General features: G+C 67.9%; 15 protein-coding genes and 2 tRNA genes. 2 read left to right on the top strand and 15 right to left on the bottom strand.

Features of this window, described 5'->3' with window-relative positions:
- Positions 1-130: 130 nt before the first annotated feature.
- From LRG10_RS08320 to LRG10_RS08330, 3 genes are read right to left on the bottom strand one after another with little or no spacing between them, the layout of a single operon-like run.
- Positions 131-625: a TspO/MBR family protein gene (locus tag LRG10_RS08320; protein WP_201168751.1), complete on the bottom strand. Its 495-nt coding sequence runs from the start codon at positions 623-625 to the stop codon at positions 131-133.
- Positions 622-855 (bottom strand): thioredoxin family protein, encoded by a 234-nt coding sequence (locus tag LRG10_RS08325; RefSeq protein ID WP_201168753.1) that lies wholly within the window; start codon positions 853-855, stop codon positions 622-624. The genes LRG10_RS08320 and LRG10_RS08325 overlap by 4 nt, the downstream gene beginning before the upstream one ends.
- A 50-nt stretch (positions 856-905) precedes the next feature.
- Positions 906-1,904 carry a permease gene (locus LRG10_RS08330; RefSeq protein ID WP_238635126.1) on the bottom strand — a complete coding sequence of 333 codons (999 nt, stop codon included), beginning with the start codon at positions 1,902-1,904 and terminating at the stop codon, positions 906-908.
- Between the two features lie 145 nt (positions 1,905-2,049).
- Here LRG10_RS08330 and LRG10_RS08335 point away from each other — a divergent pair, with 145 nt between their 5' ends.
- Positions 2,050-2,775: a PP2C family serine/threonine-protein phosphatase gene (locus LRG10_RS08335; RefSeq protein WP_201168757.1), complete on the top strand. Its 726-nt coding sequence runs from the start codon at positions 2,050-2,052 to the stop codon at positions 2,773-2,775.
- A gap of 9 nt (positions 2,776-2,784) precedes the next feature.
- Here the strand turns inward: LRG10_RS08335 and der are convergent, their stop codons facing one another.
- From der to LRG10_RS08370, 7 genes are all read right to left on the bottom strand, one after another.
- Complete coding sequence (gene der / locus LRG10_RS08340; protein WP_238635127.1) at positions 2,785-4,203, bottom strand: ribosome biogenesis GTPase Der; 1,419 nt, start codon at positions 4,201-4,203, stop codon at positions 2,785-2,787.
- Between the two features lie 113 nt (positions 4,204-4,316).
- Entirely contained in the window at positions 4,317-4,610 is a 294-nt protein-coding gene (locus LRG10_RS08345; protein ID WP_238633854.1) for a hypothetical protein, read from the bottom strand.
- 237 nt (positions 4,611-4,847) lie between these two features.
- On the bottom strand, positions 4,848-6,083 hold the full coding sequence (locus LRG10_RS08350; RefSeq protein ID WP_238635128.1) for a hypothetical protein: 1,236 nt from the start codon (positions 6,081-6,083) through the stop codon (positions 4,848-4,850).
- Between the two features lie 127 nt (positions 6,084-6,210).
- Positions 6,211-7,803, bottom strand: a complete 1,593-nt coding sequence (locus tag LRG10_RS08355; protein WP_238635129.1) for an ABC transporter ATP-binding protein — start codon at positions 7,801-7,803, stop codon at positions 6,211-6,213.
- The gene (locus tag LRG10_RS08360; protein WP_238635130.1) at positions 7,796-8,839 is read right to left on the bottom strand and encodes an ABC transporter permease; all 1,044 of its coding nucleotides are present in this window, start codon (positions 8,837-8,839) and stop codon (positions 7,796-7,798) included. The genes LRG10_RS08355 and LRG10_RS08360 overlap by 8 nt, the downstream gene beginning before the upstream one ends.
- A gap of 4 nt (positions 8,840-8,843) precedes the next feature.
- Positions 8,844-9,932, bottom strand: a complete 1,089-nt coding sequence (locus tag LRG10_RS08365; RefSeq protein ID WP_201168770.1) for a microcin C ABC transporter permease YejB — start codon at positions 9,930-9,932, stop codon at positions 8,844-8,846.
- A gap of 12 nt (positions 9,933-9,944) precedes the next feature.
- Complete coding sequence (locus LRG10_RS08370; RefSeq protein ID WP_238635131.1) at positions 9,945-11,840, bottom strand: extracellular solute-binding protein; 1,896 nt, start codon at positions 11,838-11,840, stop codon at positions 9,945-9,947.
- Between the two features lie 65 nt (positions 11,841-11,905).
- Here LRG10_RS08370 and LRG10_RS08375 point away from each other — a divergent pair, with 65 nt between their 5' ends.
- Positions 11,906-12,697 carry an enoyl-ACP reductase gene (locus tag LRG10_RS08375; protein WP_201168772.1) on the top strand — a complete coding sequence of 264 codons (792 nt, stop codon included), beginning with the start codon at positions 11,906-11,908 and terminating at the stop codon, positions 12,695-12,697.
- Positions 12,698-13,068: 371 nt separating this feature from the next.
- Here LRG10_RS08375 and LRG10_RS08380 read toward each other — a convergent pair whose 3' ends face one another.
- The 5 genes from LRG10_RS08380 to lon all read right to left on the bottom strand — a co-directional run bounded on the left by LRG10_RS08380 (position 13,069) and on the right by lon (position 17,951).
- Positions 13,069-14,643: a peptidylprolyl isomerase gene (locus tag LRG10_RS08380; protein ID WP_238635132.1), complete on the bottom strand. Its 1,575-nt coding sequence runs from the start codon at positions 14,641-14,643 to the stop codon at positions 13,069-13,071.
- Between the two features lie 100 nt (positions 14,644-14,743).
- Positions 14,744-14,820: transfer RNA gene (locus tag LRG10_RS08385), tRNA-Asp, on the bottom strand.
- A 47-nt stretch (positions 14,821-14,867) separates the two neighbouring features.
- Positions 14,868-14,943 (bottom strand) — tRNA-Val (locus tag LRG10_RS08390).
- Positions 14,944-14,959: 16 nt separating this feature from the next.
- Positions 14,960-15,232 (bottom strand): HU family DNA-binding protein, encoded by a 273-nt coding sequence (locus tag LRG10_RS08395; protein ID WP_201168777.1) that lies wholly within the window; start codon positions 15,230-15,232, stop codon positions 14,960-14,962.
- A 256-nt stretch (positions 15,233-15,488) separates the two neighbouring features.
- Positions 15,489-17,951, bottom strand: a complete 2,463-nt coding sequence (gene lon, locus LRG10_RS08400; protein WP_201168780.1) for an endopeptidase La — start codon at positions 17,949-17,951, stop codon at positions 15,489-15,491.
- Between the last annotated feature and the right edge of the window lie 80 nt (positions 17,952-18,031).

The following is an 18,031-nucleotide window of genomic DNA, read 5'->3' on the forward strand; positions in this document are numbered from 1 at the left end:
CCCCCCCCCGCGGGGCCCCCCCCCCCCCCCCGCCCCCCCCCGCCCCCCCCCCCCCCCCCCCCGGCCAGGGGCGCAGGCGGTCTCGGCAGACCGCCGCCGGAGCCCCGGTAAAAGGGCCCCGGCGAGCGGCTTAGGCGCCGCCCTGCTCCGTCGTCCCGGCCGAGGGGGCATCGCCGTTGCGTCGCCAGATGTCGTAGTTGAGGGCGCCCGCAAAGCTGACCCAGGCCAGATAGGGGATGAACAGCAGCCCGGCCAGCCAGTCCGCGGCCAGGAACGCCGCCGTGGTCAGCAGCACCGAGACCCACAGCGCCCCAAGCACCACCAAGCCGCCGAAGAGCTGCTGCAGACCGAAGAAAACCGGCGTCCACAGCGTGTTCAGAGCGATCTGCAGCGCCCACAGGGCCAGACCGAGGGCCAGGACCTCGGAGCCGGACAGGGCCACCCGCCAGGCGGCCACGGCAATGGCCAGGTAGAGCACCGTCCACGCCACCGGGAACAGCCAGTTCGGCGGCGTCCAGGTGGGCTTGTCCAGCTCCTCATACCAACGCCCGGGACCGAACATGGCCCCGGTGGCGGCCGCCGCCATGCAGGCGCCGAGAAACGCGACAAAAATCAAAAGACTCACTGCAGCCACTCCTTGATCTGCTCGGGTTCAGGAACCGACCCGCTGTGGACCAGCCGCTCGTCCACCACCACGGCCGGTGTCGACATGACGCCGTACTGGATCAGGGCCTCCGGCCCCGTCTCCTTGTGTACCTCTGCGGCCACGCCCAGATCAGCAGCCATCTGCTCGATCCGCTCGGCGGTGTTGTTGCACTTGGCGCAGCCACTGCCCAGCACCTTAATGATGGTCATGGGATCCGTTCCTCCTATGCATCCTTCATGGTAACGGCCTGCCGCCGTCCTCACACCCCGGCAAATAGTAGCGGCTCCACGGCATTGAGCAGCCACCCCGCCAGGGTGAAGGCGAACAGCAGCAGGACGAAGAAGATCGCCAGCAACCGCCACTGCATAACCTGCTTGAGCAGCACGAACTCCGGAAAGCTCGCAGCGACGGTGCTCATGCAGAAAGCCAGGGTGGTGCCGATGGGCAGCCCCTGGATAATCAGGCTCTCCATCACCGGCACCACACCCGTGATGTTGGTGTACAGCGGAATGGCGACCAGCACCGCCGCAGGCACCTGCCACCAGTGACCGGCACCCAGGTGCTCCTCGATCCAGCCCTCGGGGACGAAGCCGTAAAGCGCCGCCCCGAGGCCGACACCGATCAGGACCCACTTCCAGACCCGCGCGAAGATCTCCCCCACCTCGCGCCGGGCAAAGTCGTGGCGCTGGCGCAGGGTCAGCCGCGTCGCACCGGCAGCGCCGTCAGCCGGCGCACTGCCCTCGGCATAGGCCTTGGCCAGGAACGGTTGCAGGTAGCGCTCCGCGCGAATGGCGTCGAGAAACGCCCCGCCGAGCATGCCGATCAGAAAACCGACGGCGATGTAGATCAGGGTCAGCTCCCAGCCCAGCAGCCCCCAGAGCAACACCACGGCCACTTCGTTGATCATCGGCGAGGTGATCAGGAAGGCCATGGTCACCCCGATAGGGATCCGCGCCGTGGTGAAGCCGATGAACACCGGCACGCTCGAGCAGGAGCAGAACGGGGTCACGGCTCCGAACGTCGAGCCCAGGAAGTAGCCGAGGACGCGATTGCGCCCGGCCAGGAAGGCGCGGACCCGCTCGACGTTCAGCGACGCCCGGGCCAGAGCAATGACGTAGATCAGCACCGCCAGCAGGGCGAAGATCTTCGCCGTGCTCTCAACGAAGAAGTGCGCGGCATCGCCGAACGGCGTGCCGGCCTCGATGCCCAGCAGGTCGCGGACGATCAAGGTGGCGAGATGAGCGAAGAGTTCAAGCATGATGGACGGCTGTCAGTTCGGGATCGGCAGCCATTGTCATATACGCCTAAACATATATCAAACACGGCACAGGTTCCCGCAGCACGCTCTGCGGGCTAGGATGGCCTCAAACCTTTGGCAACCCTGCAACAGGAGGCGTGGAACCATGGAGATCGCCGGCGAGACCCACCGCGGCCACCAGCGACCTCGCAACGAGGACCGCATCGACTGGGACGAGGGCGCCGGCGTCGCGGTGCTCGCCGACGGCATGGGCGGGCTGCCCTACGGGGCCGAGGCGGCGCGGCTGGCGGTGGAGGCGGTGATCCGCATCGCCCGCACCCACCACGGCAGTGACCACACCTGGCTGGAGTCCGGCGGGGAGCCGGCGGATCTGGTCCAGCTGGCCAACCGCGCCGTGCTCTCCTATACCGAGCGCGACCGCCGCTACGAGGGCATGGGCACCACCCTCGCCCTGCTCTGCGCGGCCCCCGACGAAGTGGCCCTGGCCCATGTGGGCGACTCCCGCATCTACCGCTTCCGGGACGGCCGCCTGGAGCGGCTCACCCGGGACCACACGCCGGTCCAGCGCGCGGTCGAGACGGGGGCGATGACCGAGGCCGAGGGGCGCCGCTCGCCGGAACGCAACGTCCTCGAGCGCGCGCTCGGCGCGGTGACTTGGGCCGAGCCCGACGTCACCCGCCTGCCGCGCGACCCCGGGGATCTGTTCCTGCTCTGTTCCGACGGCCTGACCGAGCCTCTGGAGGACGCGGCGATCGGTGCCATCCTGGCCGAGGAGGACCGCTCGCTGTCCCAGCGCGCCGGGGACCTGATCGAAGCCGCCCTCGATGCCGGCGGGCCGGACAACGTCTCGGTGGTGCTGGTCCGCACCTGAACCGCCCGGCTAGCGCCGGCGCTTGCGCTTCTTCTCGCGCTTCTTGGCGTGGTGGATGACCCGCTGGCGCCGGCGGCGCTGACGCTCGGTGAGCTGATTGGGCTTGTCGGCGAAGGGGTTCTCGCTGGCCCGGCACTCGATGCGCACCGGCGTGCCGTACAGGTCGAAGGCGTCGCGGAAGAAGTTCTCCAGGTACCGCATGTAGGCCCGCGGCAGCCGCTGCACCTGGTTGCCGTGGACGACGATCACCGGCGGGTTATGCCCGCCCTGGTGGGCGTAACGCAGCTTGATCCGCCGCCCGCGGGAGAGCGGCGGCTGGTGGTTGGCGAGCGCCTCCTGCAGGGCCTCGTTGAGTTCCGGGGTGGCCAGATCCCGGTGGGCGGCCGCATGGGCCCGGTCCACCGACTCCAGCAGCAGCCCCACGCCACTGCCGTGCAGGGCCGAGACGAAGTGGTGGCGTGCAAAACCGAGGAAACCGAAACGCAGATCGAGATCCCGGCGCACCTTGCGGCGCTGATCGGGATCGAGACCGTCCCACTTGTTGATAACCAGCACCAGGGCCCGTCCGGCCTGCAGGACATGCCCGGCCAGGTGGGCGTCCTGCTCGGTGATCCCCTCTTGGGCATCGGTCACCAGCACCACCACCGAGGCCCGCTCGATGGCCTCCAGCGTCTTGACCACGCTGAACTTCTCGACGGTCTCCTGGACCCGCGCCCGGCGCCGCACGCCGGCGGTATCGATCAGGGTGTAGTGCTGCCCGTCGCGCTCGAACGGCACGGCGATGCTGTCGCGGGTAGTGCCCGGCTCGTCGTAGACCACCACCCGCTCCTCGCCGAGGAGCCGATTGACCAGGGTGGACTTGCCCACGTTGGGCCGGCCGATCAGCGCCACCGGGATGCCGTGCCCGGCGGCGACCTCCCCCTCCTCCGGCTCGGCGGGCGGGAGCGCAGCGAACACGGCTTCGAGCAGCTCGCCGACACCGCGCCCGCGCGTGGCGGCGATGCTGTGAACCGGCTGCAGGCCGAGGCCGTGAAAATCGGCGGCGGCCACCCCGGCCTCGAGGCCGTCGGTCTTGTTCACCGCCAGGAACACCGGCACCTGCGCCCGCCGCAGCTCGGCGGCGATCTCTTCATCCCCGACGGTGCTACCGGCCCGCCCGTCGACCAGGAAGACCACGGCGTCGGCTCCGGCGATGGCGGTGCGGGCCTGTTCGTGCATGCAGCCGCCCACTCCCTCGAGCTCCTCGCCCATCCCACCGGTATCGACCACCACGGCGTGACTGCCGCGATGGCGCACGACGCCGTACTGCCGGTCCCGGGTCAGGCCGGGGTGGTCGGCCACGAGGGCGTCCCGGCTGCCGGTGAGCCGGTTGAACAGGGTGGATTTGCCGACGTTCGGCCGCCCGACCAGGGCGATTACCGCAGACATTGGGCGTTCCCCGCATTGGCTGGGACAGGATGACCGCGCTGGAAAGGCGGTCCGAAGGCGGGGATTATAACGGAGGGGGCAACGGCCCGTGAGCCGCTGCCCCCCTGGGAAGGTCAAACCATGGCGTCGATCTCGCCACCGGCGTCCAGATCGTCGACGCCACCGGAGGCGTCGTAGCTGGCTGCCCCACCGTCGTCCTCAAAGGACTCGGTGCTGGTGCCCACGTCCTCGCCCCCGGCGATCGAGGAGATGTCCACTGTTTCCGAGCCGCCAGCGGCTTCACCACCGAACTCGGAGCCGCCAGCGCCCTCCATCTCCTCACCCTCGAAGGGGTCGTCACCACCGGCGCCCTGGGACGGCGGCGGCATGCTCGGCGCCCCTCCGCCAACTCCTCCTACTGCAGACATCACTACCTCCTGCGTTTCGTATCACTCGGGCCGGGCTCTCTACCCGCCTATCCGGCACTCCATTGCCGGTTGCGGCCATCCGGTTCCGGCGCCCGCTCCGCGCCATCCGCCCTCAAGGGGCTTGTGGCACGGAGCGTTTCCGGATATGCGTGGGACCTGCAACCCACATGCCGGGTTCCAGATCCCACTTCTGCCTGCACCCCTGTTGTCGTCGGCTGCCAGGCCAACTTGAGGGCCTCAGGAGGACGAACTAGCGGTGGAGGGGCTGAATCGTTGCCCCGCCCAGGCATCCACCCGGAAGTGCTTGCGATTGAGCTGGAAGACCAGCCAGATCGTGGCCGCCTGGACCACCAGGGCGATGGCCGTCAGCGCCCAGTAGGCGACCCCGTAGGCCTCGATGACACCGTGGTGGGCCAGGCCCAGGTTGGTGAAGAAGTGGATCATCACCGCCAACGCCACGCCGGGGCAAACCAGGGTGTAGGAGCCGGCGGAACGCTCAGGGCCGACTACGAAGCGGCCGAAGTAGTTGAAGCGGCGCAGCACCACCCAACCGAGCAGCAGCAGCGCGACCTGCGCAGCCAGGAAGTAGGTGAGCAGACCCAGGGTCTGGATACCACCGGCCTCGGCGCCGAAGTGGGCCTCGATGCCCGCCGTCTGGCGCACCAGGGTGATGCCGATGATCGTCAGCACGGGAACGCCGATCCACAGGCTCGGCGCGCTGACCGGATTGGCGTTCTGCTCCATCATCGCGCGCACGCCGAGGACCAGCATGACGGCGCCAGTGATCACCGCGGCGATCAGGAAGAAGCTCGACAGCGCCAGACTGAACGCCGCTGTCGCCGGCACGCTGCTCATCCCCGCCGGCGCGGCCAGCCCCACGCCGACCATCGACAGCGCGAAGGCAGGCAGGGCCTGGGCCAGGCTGTTGTCGGCGGCGCAGTCGCAGTCGCTCTCGGTGAGCACCCGGCCCCAGAAGTCGCCGAGCTGGCGCAGAGCCCAGCCGCCGACGATCAGGAAGGCGACCATGGCCGCGGGGAAGAGCCACTCCACGATGGCCGACAGCCCCGGGACAAAGACCATGCCGAGCACGAAGCAGACATTGATGGTCATCGCCACGGTCAGCGGCGCGGCCAGCAGCTGCACCTCGGTGCGGTTGCCGCGCATGTTCTTGCGGTAGGCGTCGGTCTGCAGGAACCGCCGATGCTCGCGGATGTTCCAGAACAGCAGACGAAAATGGATGAAGGCCATGGCCAGGATGCCGGCCCAGGCCAGTACGATGGCCGTTTGCAGGCCGGCGTGACCGCTGCCCAGCGCCGCCACGATATCCTCGAAGAAGGGCACCATGCCCTCGTAGGGCACCCAGAACATCAGCCACATGAAAAACGATACGGTCAGCCCCCCGGCACCCAGGGCAGCGAGCCAATACAGCGGGGAGTAGTTCTCCCCGAGGTCTCTGGGCAGTCGATGAAGCATGCTCCCTCCTTTGCGTTGTCAGGTTGCGTATCCAGCGACTGGCGAACGTATCAACGTTCTTGAATACGATGGTATGCGCATATTTGAAACTATGTCAAAGGGCGCGGAGCCCCGGCGGCGGGATCGCTCAGGAGGAGAGAAAGGCGGCGGCCATCAGGGCCCGGGTATAAGGGTCCTGCGGAGCGGCGAAGACCGCCTGTGCTGGCCCGCGCTCAACCACTCGGCCGCCCTGCATGACCAGGACCTCGTGCGCCAGGGCGCGGACGACCTGGAGGTCGTGACTGATGAAGAGGTAGGCGAGGCCGTGGCGACGTTGCAGATCGCGGAGCAGGTCGATGATCTGGGCCTGCACCGAGACATCCAGCGCCGAGGTGGGCTCATCAAGCACCACGACCTGCGGCTCGAGAATCAGCGCCCGGGCGATGGCGATCCGCTGGCGCTGGCCGCCGGAGAACTCGTGGGGGTAGCGGTGGCGGGTCTCCGGGTCGAGGCCCACCTCCTCGAGCACGCGCACGATCCGCGCACTGCGCTGTTCACGACTCAGACGTGGATGGTGCAGGTCGAGCCCCTCGCCGACGATATCGCCTACGGCCATGCGCGGCGACAGGCTGCCGTACGGATCCTGGAAGACGATCTGCAGGGCGCTGCGGTAGGGGCGCAGCTGCCGCGCCGTGCGCCCCTGGAGTTCATCACCGCGAAAGCGGATCGAGCCACTGCTGCGCTCAAGCCGCAGCAGCGCCAGGCCCAGGGTCGACTTGCCCGAGCCGCTCTCCCCCACCACGGCCACGGTCTGCCCGGCACGCAGGGTGATGTCGATGCCATCGACGGCCCGCACCCAGTCCACCGGCCGGCGCAGCAGACCGCCGCGCACCGGGAAGTGCACACGGACCCCCGCCCCGTGGAGGAGCACCGGCGCCTGGGCGTCCGTTGCCACCGGCTCGCCGGCGGGCCGGGCCGCGAGCAACTGCCGGGTGTACGGATGCTCGGGTCGGCTGAACAGACGCTGCACCTCGCCCCGCTCGACGATCTCGCCCTGGCGCATGACACAGACCCGATCAGCGACTAGGCGGATCACGTCCAGATCGTGGGTGATGAACAGCAGGGCCATGCCCAGCCGCGCCTTCAGGTCGGCGAGCAGGCTAAGGATCTGCGCCTGCACGGTCACGTCGAGGGCGGTGGTGGGCTCGTCGGCGATGAGTAGATCCGGCTCGTTGGCCAGGGCCATGGCGATCATCACGCGCTGACGCTGCCCGCCGGAGAGCTGATGCGGATAGGCGCTGAGCAGCCGCTGCGGATCGGGGAGTTGGACCTGTTCAAGCAGCCCCCTCACCCGCCTTCGGGCCGCCACCCGATCCATACCGCGGTGGACGAGCAGCGTCTCGCGGATCTGCTTCTCCACCGTGTGCAGCGGATTGAGGGAGCTCATCGGTTCCTGGAAGATCATGCCGATGCGCCCGCCGCGGTGCTCGCGCAGCACCGGCTCGGGGGCGCCGAGCAGCTCGCGGCCGCGGAAGCGGATCGAGCCGGCCGGGTGCCGCGCCCATGGATAGGGCAGGAGCTGCAACACCGAATGGGCGGTGACCGACTTGCCCGAGCCGCTCTCCCCGACCAGCCCCACGGTCTCGCCGGCGGCAATATCCAGATCCACGCCGCGCACCGCCGGCGCGCCATCGCCGAAGGCCACCTGCAGACCGCGGATGCTCAGCAGCGGTTCAGCCACGCCCGGCCTCCTGCGCCCTGCGCGGGTCGAAGGCGTCGCGGGCCGCCTCGCCGACAAAGATCAGCAACGAGAGCAGCAGCGCCAGGCTGACGAAGGCCGAGATGCCCAGCCACGGGGCGTGCAGATTGTCCTTACCCTGTTGCAGCAACTCGCCGAGCGACGGCGAGCCCGGCGGCAGCCCAAAGCCGAGGAAATCCAGCGAGGTCAGCGTGGTGATCGAGCCGTTCATGATGAACGGCAGGAAGGTCAGCGTGGCCACCATGGCGTTGGGCAGCACATGGCGGAACAGCACCCGTAGGTGCCCGGCCCCCAGGGCCCGCGCCGCCTTGACATACTCCAGGTTGCGGGCGCGCAGCACCTCGGCGCGCACCACCCCCACCAGGCTGACCCACTGGAACAGCAGCAGGATGAACAGCAGCCACCAGAAACTCGGTTCGATCAGCGCCGAGGCGATGATGATGATGTAAAGCGCCGGCAGCCCCGACCAGATCTCCACGATGCGCTGGCCGAACAGATCCGTCTTGCCCCCGAAGTACCCCTGCAGCGCCGCCACCACCACCCCGATCACCGAACTGGCCACGGTCAGCAGCAGGGCAAAGACCACCGAGATGCGGAAGCCGTAGAGGATACGCGCCGCCACGTCGCGCCCCATGTCGTCGGTACCGAGCCAGTTCTCCGCCGAAGGCGGCGCCGGGGCCGGCTCTGCCAGGCCGAAGTGCACCGTGTCATAGCTGAAGCGGATCGGCGGCCACAGCGCCCAGCCCCCCGCATCGATCAACTCCTGCACATGGGGGTCGCGATAGACCGTCTCGGTGGGCAACTCACCGCCGAAGGTGGTCTCGGGGATCGACTCGACCACGGGAAAGTGGAGGCTGCCCTCGAACCAGACCACCAGCGGCCGGTCATTGGCGATGAGCTCGGCGAAGAGGCTGAGCACGAACAGCCCGACGAAGATCCACAGCGCCCACCAGCCCCGGCGATTGGCGCGAAAGCGGGCCAGGCGACGCTGATTGATCGGCGACAGCGACCCGACCACCGGCTCAGACCTCCCGGGTCTCGAAGTCGATGCGCGGGTCGACGGCGACGTACATCAGGTCGCCGACGAGATTCAGCACCAGCCCGAGCACGGTGAAGATGAACAGCGTCCCGAACATGACCGGGTAATCCCGGTCCACGGCGGCCTCGAAACCGAGCAGCCCGAGCCCCTCCAGCGAGAAGATCACCTCGATGAGCAGTGCGCCGGTGAACAGCGTCGAGACGAAGGCCGCCGGGAAGCCGGCGATGACGATGAGCATGGCGTTGCGAAAGACGTGCCCGTAGAGCACCCGGCGCTCGGTCACCCCCTTGGCCCGGGCGGTCACCACGTACTGCTTGTGGATCTCTTCCAGGAAGGAGTTCTTGGTGAGCATGGTCAGACCGGCGAAGCCACCGATGACCATGGCCAGCACCGGCAACGCGATGTGGTGCAGGTAGTCGAGGATGCGCATGGGCCAGGAGAGCTCCGCCCACCCCTCGGAGACCAGCCCACGCAGAGGGAAGAGATCCAGGTAGGTGCCGCCGGCGAAGAGGATGATCAGCAGGATCGCGAACAGGAAGCCGGGCACGGCATAGCCGACGATCACCAGCGCCGAAGTCCAGACATCGAACGGCGAGCCATCGCGCACCGCCTTGCGGACCCCGAGCGGGATGGAGATGAGATAGACCAGCAGCAGGGTCCACAGCCCCAGGGAGATCGACACCGGCAGCGCCTCGACGATCAGCTCCAGGACGGACTGGTCGCGGTAGAAGCTATCGCCGAAATCGAGGGTGAGATAATTGCCCATCATGGTGAGAAAACGCTCATGGGCCGGCAGGTCGAAGCCGAACTGCCGCTCGAGCTCGGCGAGCAGCTCCGGATCCATGCCGTGGGCGCCGCGGTAGCCACCGCCGGCCTCGGCGAAGGCGGCGCCCACCTCGCCCCCGGAGCCGGCCACCCGCGCGGTGGCCTCGACCCCGGTGCCGGCCAGCTCGGCACTGATCCGCTCGATGGGCCCACCCGGGGCGGCCTGGACGATCAGGAAGTTGATGACCATGACCCCGAGCAGGGTCGGGATCATCAGCAACAGGCGGCGCAGGATGTAGGCCGGCATGGTCCCCATCGGCTATCGGACCGAACGCGGGCCGTTGGCCTCGCGCAGTCGCTGCTCCCTCTGCGGATCGACCCACCAGGTGTCGAAACCCAGGCCGTAGTCGGGGGCGATCTCCGGCCGCCCGAACTTGTCCCAGTAGGCGACCCGGTGCACCGGGGTGTGCCAGTTGGGGATGACGTAGTGACCGGCGAGCAGGACCCGGTCCAGGGCACGCGTGAGCTGCACGAGCTCATCGCGCCCATCGGCGGTGACCAGCCGCTCGACCAGCTCATCGACCACCGGGTCGCGCACACCGGCGTAGTTCCGACTACCCCGCTGCTCGGCGGCCGCCGAGCTCCAGTACATCGCCTGCTCGTTGCCCGGCGAGGGCGACTGCGGCAGGACCACAACGGCCATATCGAACTCGAAGTTATCCAGCCGGTACTGATACTGCGTGGTGTCCACGGTGCGCACCCGGGCCAGCACCCCGATGCGCCGCAGGTTCTGGACGAACGGCAGGGCCACCCGTTCGAAACTAGGGTTGACCAACAGAAGCTCGAAGGCCAGCGGCCGGCCACTGTCCTGGTGACGGAGGATGCCGTCCTCCCCCACCGACCATCCAGCCTGCTCGAGGATGCGCAGCGCGCGCAGGAGGTTGTCGCGATTCCACCCGGAGCCGTCGGTCACCGACGGCTGGTACGGCTCGAAAACCGCCTCGGGGAGCTCGTCGCGATAGGGCTCGAGGATCGCCCGCTCGGCTTCACTGGGCGCGCCACGCGCAGCCAGCTCGGAGTTCTCGAAATAGCTGGCCGTGCGCGCGTAGGCCGAGTGGAAGAGCTGCCGATTGGTCCACTCGAAATCGAAGGCGTAGCCGAGCGCCCGGCGCACTTCGCGGTCCTCGAAGACCGGGCGGCGGGTGTTGAAGACGAACCCCTGCATGCCCGCCGGGCGGCGGTGCTCGATCTCCTCGAGCACCATGCGCCCGTCGCGACGCGCCGAAGTCTCGTACCCCGTCGCCCAGTGCCGTGCGGTGTTCTCCTCGCGCAGATCGAACTCCCCGGCCCGAAAGGCCTCGAGGGCGACGGTGGCATCCCGGTAGAAGTCGTAGCGCAGACGATCGAAATTGAACCGACCGCGGCGCACCGGCAGGTCCTCGGCCCAGTAGTCGGTCACGCGCTCATAGGTGATGCTGCGCCCGGGGCGGGCCTCGGCGATGCGGTACGGGCCGCTGCCCAGGGGCGGCTGCATGGTGGTCCGGCTGAAGTCCCGCTCCTCCCAGTAGTGCTGCGGCAGCACCGGCAGCTCACCCATGATCAGCGGCAGCTCGCGATTGCCGGCGTGGGCGAACTCGAAGCGCACCCGGTGCCGATCCAGCGCCTCGGCCGACTCCACATGGCGGTAGTAGGAGCGCAGCCGGGGGTGACCGTGCTCACGCAGTAGTTCGAAACTATAGACCACGTCCTCGGCGGTGATCGGCTCCCCGTCGTGGAACTGCGCCTCTTCGCGCAGATGGAACGCCACCCAGGCATCATCCTCGCCCACCTCGACACGCTCGGCGATGAGCCCGTAGACGGAGAACGGCTCGTCCTCGGCGTGCGCCATCAGTGTATCCACCACCAGCCCCAGGCCCGGCGGCTTGGTGCCGCGCAGGATGTAGCCGTTGAGGCTGTCGTAACTGCCGCGGGCCTCGCGGATGACGGTCCCGCCCTTGGGCGCGTCCGGGTTGACGTAGTCAAAGTGCGAGAAATCCGGCGGGTACTTGGGCTCACCGTGCAGCGCCAGGCCGTGCACACCCGACGAGCCCGGCGCTGCCCCGACGATGGCCGGCAGCTGCACCGCGGCCACCAGGCAGGCCGTGCCCAGCAGCCAACGCGCCAGGCGGGCCCAGGCGCGGCCGCTGGGACGGGGGAAGGCGTGCATGCCGGTCATGTTATCATCCCCGGCGTTTCGCCCCTGGGCACGCGCAAGCAAGCAACAGTTGCCGGAGAGCAGATATGGGATTCCTGCAGAACAAGCGCATCCTCGTGGTCGGTGTCGCCAGTGACCGCTCCATCGCCTGGGGCATTGCCGAGGCGATGCACCAGCAAGGCGCCGAACTCGCCTTTACCTACCAGAACGAAAAGCTCCAGGACCGGGTCACCAAGCTCGCCGCCTCGGTGGACAGCGAGCTGGTCTTCCCCTGCGACGTCAGCTCCGACGAGCAGATCGAATCGGTCTTCTCTGAGCTTAGCAAGCACTGGACCGATGGCATCGACGGTATCGTCCACGCCGTGGCCTTCGCGCCGCGCGAGGAGCTGGCCGGGTCGTTCGTGGACAACACCACCCGCGAGGGTTTCCGGACCTCCCACGAGATCTCGGCCTACAGTTTCGTGGCCCTGGCCCGCTACGGCCGCGAGATGCTGCGCCAGCGCCAGGGCTCGCTGATCACGCTGACCTACCTGGGCGGCGAGCGGGCCCTGCCCAACTACAACGTCATGGGTGCGGCGAAGGCGAGCCTGGAGGCGACCACGCGTTACATGGCGGCGGATCTGGGCCCGGAGGGCATCCGCGTGAACGCCATCTCGGCCGGCCCGATCCGCACCCTGGCGGCCTCGGGGATCGGCAGCTTTAAGCAGATGATGAGCTTCAACGAGCAGGCGTCGCCATTGCGCAAGAACGTCTCGACCGAGGAGGTCGGGCACGTGGGGGCGTTCCTGTGCTCGGATCTCGCCTCGGGAATCACCGGTGAGGTGGTCCACGTCGACGGCGGCTTCCACTGCGTGGCGCTGTCGGGCGCGGAGCTTTAGACGCGGCGCCTGCCTGGAACAGGCGTGGAATGCGAAGGCCCTGCGGCGCAAGCCGCGGGGCCTTTTGCGTTGGGGGCTCCCACAAGGCAAGCGCTGAGCGACCGGGAAGAGCGGCTCAGGGGCACGACACGGCGGAATGGAGAGCGCTGGGGTGCCCCTCTTCACCGGGGGCATTGAGCGCGCCGAGCAGCGCAGCTCGAGCGGGGAAAAGCGCCGACGCCGCGCGTCGGCGCTTTTAGCGAGGTTTTGTCCGAGCGCAGCGTTCAGCGGAGCGAGTTAAGCGAGCGACCCGCTCGGGCGAGCCGCGCAGGGGACCGCGAAGCGGCGCGCTCGTCAGCCCCCGGTGAAGAGGGGCACCCCAGCGCCGGCCGCTAGAGCCGTTCGCGGGCGATCTCGATATCCGCCTCGGCACGCAGGGCGCGGATCAGCGCCCGCACCTCGGAGCCCCCGGCCATGCGCTGGAGCTGTTGTTGCAGCTGCTCACGCTCCTGAGCCGAGAGGCCGTCCGGATCGCCGCGGCTGATGCCGTCCAGACGGAGCAGCGCCGCGGCCCCGTCCTCCAGCTCCACCCGGGCATGGCCGCCCTCCTCTAGGGCGAACGCCTCGCGCACAACGGCCGCCGGGTGGCTGCGGTCGTCCCGATAGGCCTCCTCGACCGTGAAGCGTTCGACATCGAGCTCCTCGGCCAGCTCGTCCAACGACTCACCATCGCGCAGCCGGGTCATTAACTCCTCCGCCCGCTCCAGGGCAAGTTCGGCGGCATGCTCCTGGCGGATCTCCTCGCGGATGGAATCCGCCACCTCCTCCAAGGGCCGGGGCTCGGCCTCTCGGTGTTCCAGGAGCCGTACCACCAGGTAGCGGTCCTCGTCGGCGCGGATCAGGTCGCTGTTGTAGCCATACTCCAGCACATCCTCGCTGAACGCCTGCTCGACGACCCCGGAAAGCTCGCCGATGCCCTCGCCGCCCTCGCGATCGATCCAGTCGCTGCTCCGGATCTCCAGGCCGAAGGTGTCGGCCAGCGGTTCCAGGCTGTCCGGCTGCTCAAAGGCAATATTGCCGAACTCATCGCCGGCCTCCATGAGCTCGGTGCCGTGCTGTTCGCGGATGTAGTCGGCCAGCAGCTCTTCGCGCACGGCATCGAAGGCCGGCGGGTCCTCGTCATCGCCGTAACGCTCGTCATAGCGCTCGCGGAGCGCATCATCATCCACTTCGACCTGATCACGCAGGGCCAGCGGACCCAGCTCGACGTACTCAAGGCGCACCGCCTCCGGGGCCATGTAGTCGTCGGTGTTGGCCTCGTAATGGGCCTCAACCTCGGCATCATCGACACGAACCTCGTCGATGTAGCGCTCGGCGGCGAGCTCGAGGTAGCTGAAGCTGCGCGACTCGTCCTGCAGGCGCACCAGACGATCCAGCTGGGAGGGGGTGCTGATGCTGCTGGCGAACACGGCCTGCTGGAACTGATCGGCCTTAAGGTCCCGCCGGACCAGCTCCTCGTAGTCCTCCGGCGTCATGCGATTGCGCTCAAGCAGGGTTTGGTATCGACCCCGGGAGAACTGCCCGCCCTCGTGGAAGATCTCCTGGCTACGGATGGTCTGGGCCACCTCCTGATCGGTAACCCGCAATCCCTGGCGATCGACGTAGGCGTGCAGCAACCGCTCGTCGATGAGCTGCTCCAGGGCCTCGCGGCGCAATGCGGCAGCGTCGAAGGCGCCATCGGGAAGATCACCGCCGAACATCTCGCGCAGCTGCGCGCGCTGGCGCTCCACCGCCTGGTTGATCTGCGAGCGGGGAATCTCCTCGCCATCGACGCGGGCGACCACCGCGTCCTCGCGGCCACCACCGAAGTATTCGTAACCACCCATGAAGATGAACGGCAGGGCGATGAACCCGATGATGACCCACGCAATCCAGCCCTTGATGCCGTCACGAATCGCCTGAAGCATGCCTTGTCTTCCGCCGAGTGCTCATGTGGGTGATCAGGATACAAAAAAGGCGCCACTATGGGCGCCTTTTTATCGCGGCTGTCAGGGCCGCTTTCTGATTTGGCGGAGCGGACGGGACTCGAACCCGCGACCTCCGGCGTGACAGGCCGGCATTCTAACCAACTGAACTACCGCTCCGTGATTACGTCGATTATTGTAACAACTTTTTGCCGCTTGTCTACCCCTGGTGGGTGGTGAGGGATTCGAACCCCCGACATTCGCCTTGTAAGGGCGACGCTCTCCCAACTGAGCTAACCACCCGAACCGACTAAGCTCGTTAGTTTATCGCATCCTTGAGCGCTTTGCCAGGCTTGAAACCCGGGACCTTCGACGCCGGGATGTTGATGCTCTCGCCGGTGCGCGGATTCCGGCCAGTGCGGGCGGCCCGATCGCGCACGGTGAAGGTGCCGAAACCCACCAGGGTGACCTGATCCCCCTCGCGCAGGGCGTCGGTGACCGACTCGACCATGGCATCGACGGCGCGCGCGGCCGCGGCCTTGGAAAGATCCGCGGAGTCGGCTACCGCCTCGATGAGTTCACTCTTGTTCATCCCCGTGTCCCCTTTTCGGTTTTTTTACTCGATGCTGGCGTGGCTGGCCCTTCGGGCCTGGGTCACCGAACGGCGGCCCGGCAACCCTACGGACCCCCAAACCCTACCACGGCGTAGCGTGCTTCCACAGCGTTGCCGTTGAATCGCCCTGCTGGCAGCGCCGACGCCGCCGGCCCGGGCCTGTCACGGCCCAGGCCGCTCAGTTGCTGGCGTTATAGCAGCGGCTTTTCCGGACTGTCAAACGGGCGGCACGAGCTCAGTGCGGCCGCTTGGCGTCGCCCTCGCCCTCACCGACGGCCACGCGCTTGGCCGCGTCGGCCTCGTCCTCGCCCTCCGGAGCCGGCAGCGGCTCCGGCTGACGGGTCAAGGCCACCTCGAGGACCTCGTCGATCCAGCGCACCGGCCGGATGTCGAGCTTCGACTTCACGTCCTTGGGCACATCGGCCAGATCCTTCTCGTTCTCCGCGGGGATCAGGACCGTGTCGATACCGCCGCGCAAGGCAGCCAGGAGCTTCTCCTTGAGCCCGCCGATGGGCAGCACCTCGCCGCGCAGGGTGATCTCGCCGGTCATGCCGACCCCGGCGCGCACCGGGATGCTGGTCAGCGCCGAGACCAAGGCGACACACATGCCGGTGCCCGCCGAAGGCCCGTCCTTGGGGATGGCGCCCTCCGGGACGTGGATGTGGTAGTCGTTCCGGGTGTAGAACTCCGGATCCAGCCCCAGCGCGCGGGCGCGGCTGCGCACCACGGTGGTGGCCGCATCGATGGACTCCTTCATGACCTCGCCGAGCTGGCCCGTCTGCGTCGCCCGGCCCTTGCCCGGCACCACGGCCACCTCGATGGTCAGCAGCTCGCCGCCCACCTCGGTCCAGGCCAGGCCAGTGGACTGGCCGATGCGGTCCTCGGTCTCGGCTACGCCGAAACGGTAACGCCGGACCCCGAGGTGCTTGTCGATGTTCCGACGGGTCACCTGCACGCCACTGCCGCGCTTGCGCCCCTTCGACTCGCCCTCGACCAGGTCCTTAACCACCTTGCGGCAGACCGTGGCCAGTTCCCGCTCCAGGTTCCGGACACCGGCCTCGCGGGTGTAGTACCGGATCACGTCACGGATGGCGCTCTCCTTGACGTCCAGCTCGCCCTTCTTGAGGCCGTTGGCCTTCATCTGCTTGGGCAGCAGGTAGTTCTGCGCGATGGCCAGCTTCTCCTCCTCGGTGTAACCCGGCAGACGGATGACCTCCATCCGATCGAGCAGCGGTGCCGGGATGTTCATGGTGTTCGCCGTGCAGACGAACATTACGTCCGAGAGGTCGAAATCCACCTCCAGGTAGTGGTCGCTGAAGCTGTTGTTCTGCTCCGGGTCGAGGACCTCGAGCAGGGCCGAGGACGGATCGCCCCGGAAGTCCATGGCCATCTTGTCCACCTCGTCGAGGAGGAACAGCGGATTGCGCTTGCCGGCCTTACTCAGGTTCTGGACGATCTTACCCGGCAACGAGCCGATATAGGTGCGCCGGTGGCCGCGGATCTCGGCCTCGTCGCGCACCCCGCCAAGGGACATGCGAGTGAACCGGCGGTTGGTCGCCCGGGCGATGGACTGACCCAGCGACGTCTTGCCCACGCCGGGCGGCCCGACCAGGCAGAGGATCGGACCCTTGAGCTTGCGCACCCGGCGTTGGACGGCCAGGTACTCGAGGATGCGCTCCTTGACCTTCTCGAGCCCGTAGTGGTCCTGGTCGAGCACCTTGGCGGCGTGCTTGAGGTCGTGGCGCACCCGCGTCTTGTCCTTCCACGGCAGGCTCACCAGCCAGTCGAGGTAGTTGCGCACCACCGTGGCCTCCGCGGACATCGGCGACATCATCTTGAGCTTGTTCAGCTCCTGCTTCGCCTTGTCCAGCGCCTGCTGGGGCATGCCGGCCTGCTCGATCTTGTTCTCGAGATCCTCGACCTCGTTGGGCACGTCCTCCAGCTCACCCAGCTCCTTCTGGATGGCCTTCATCTGCTCGTTGAGGTAGTACTCCCGCTGGGATTTCTCCATCTGCTGCTTGACGCGCCCACGGATGCGCTTCTCGATCTGGAGGATGTCGATCTCCCCCTCGATCAGCCCCATCAGATGCTCGAGGCGCTCGCGCGGGTCCTCCATCTCGAGGACCTTCTGCTTCTCCTCAACCTTCAGCGCCATGTGCGCAGCGATGGTGTCCGCCAGCCGTCCCGGCTCTTCAATGCCGGATAGCGAGGAGAGGATCTCCGGCGGGATCTTCTTGTTGAGCTTCACGTACTGCTCGAAGACGTTGGTGGCGGAACGGGCCACCACCTCGAGCTCGCGGTCCTCGTCGCTGGGCTGCGGCTCCGGCACCGTGACCAGATGGGCCGAGAGATACTCGTTGCTATCGAGCAGCTCGACCAGGCGCGCCCGCTCGCTGCCCTCTACCAGCACCTTCACGGTGCCGTCCGGGAGCTTGAGCATCTGCAGGATCGAGGCGACGGTGCCGTAGCCGTAGAGCTCGTCGACGCCCGGGTCGTCCACCTCGGCGCTGCGCTGGGCGATCAGGAAGATGCGCTTGTCCTGCTCCATCGCCGCCTCGAGGGCGTGGATGGAGCGCTCCCGCCCGACGAACAGCGGGATCACCATGTGCGGGTAGACCACCACGTCGCGCAGCGGCAGCACCGGCGCCTGGGTGACGGTCTGCGGGGATTCGGGATTGTGAGCGGTTGGCTCAGCCATTGGATGCGAACCTCATTGGCGTGCGAACGGCGGGACGCGCGCGGCCGCAGCCGCGCGCCCCTCCTCTGGGTTCGGAATGG

This window comes from Halorhodospira sp. 9628 (assembly GCF_022228075.1).
In the GTDB taxonomy this organism is placed as follows: Bacteria; Pseudomonadota; Gammaproteobacteria; order Nitrococcales; family Halorhodospiraceae; genus Halorhodospira; species Halorhodospira halophila_A.

Coding starts and splice junctions, on each gene's coding strand:
- LRG10_RS08325 (WP_201168753.1), bottom strand. CDS start 855: ATGACCATCATTAAGGTGCTGGGCAGTGGCTGCGCCAAGTGCAACAAC.
- LRG10_RS08330 (WP_238635126.1), bottom strand. CDS start 1,904: ATGCTTGAACTCTTCGCTCATCTCGCCACCTTGATCGTCCGCGACCTG.
- LRG10_RS08335 (WP_201168757.1), top strand. CDS start 2,050: ATGGAGATCGCCGGCGAGACCCACCGCGGCCACCAGCGACCTCGCAAC.
- der (WP_238635127.1), bottom strand. CDS start 4,203: ATGTCTGCGGTAATCGCCCTGGTCGGGCGGCCGAACGTCGGCAAATCC.
- LRG10_RS08345 (WP_238633854.1), bottom strand. CDS start 4,610: ATGTCTGCAGTAGGAGGAGTTGGCGGAGGGGCGCCGAGCATGCCGCCG.
- LRG10_RS08350 (WP_238635128.1), bottom strand. CDS start 6,083: ATGCTTCATCGACTGCCCAGAGACCTCGGGGAGAACTACTCCCCGCTG.
- LRG10_RS08365 (WP_201168770.1), bottom strand. CDS start 9,932: ATGCCGGCCTACATCCTGCGCCGCCTGTTGCTGATGATCCCGACCCTG.
- LRG10_RS08370 (WP_238635131.1), bottom strand. CDS start 11,840: ATGACCGGCATGCACGCCTTCCCCCGTCCCAGCGGCCGCGCCTGGGCC.
- LRG10_RS08375 (WP_201168772.1), top strand. CDS start 11,906: ATGGGATTCCTGCAGAACAAGCGCATCCTCGTGGTCGGTGTCGCCAGT.
- LRG10_RS08380 (WP_238635132.1), bottom strand. CDS start 14,643: ATGCTTCAGGCGATTCGTGACGGCATCAAGGGCTGGATTGCGTGGGTC.
- LRG10_RS08395 (WP_201168777.1), bottom strand. CDS start 15,232: ATGAACAAGAGTGAACTCATCGAGGCGGTAGCCGACTCCGCGGATCTT.
- lon (WP_201168780.1), bottom strand. CDS start 17,951: ATGGCTGAGCCAACCGCTCACAATCCCGAATCCCCGCAGACCGTCACC.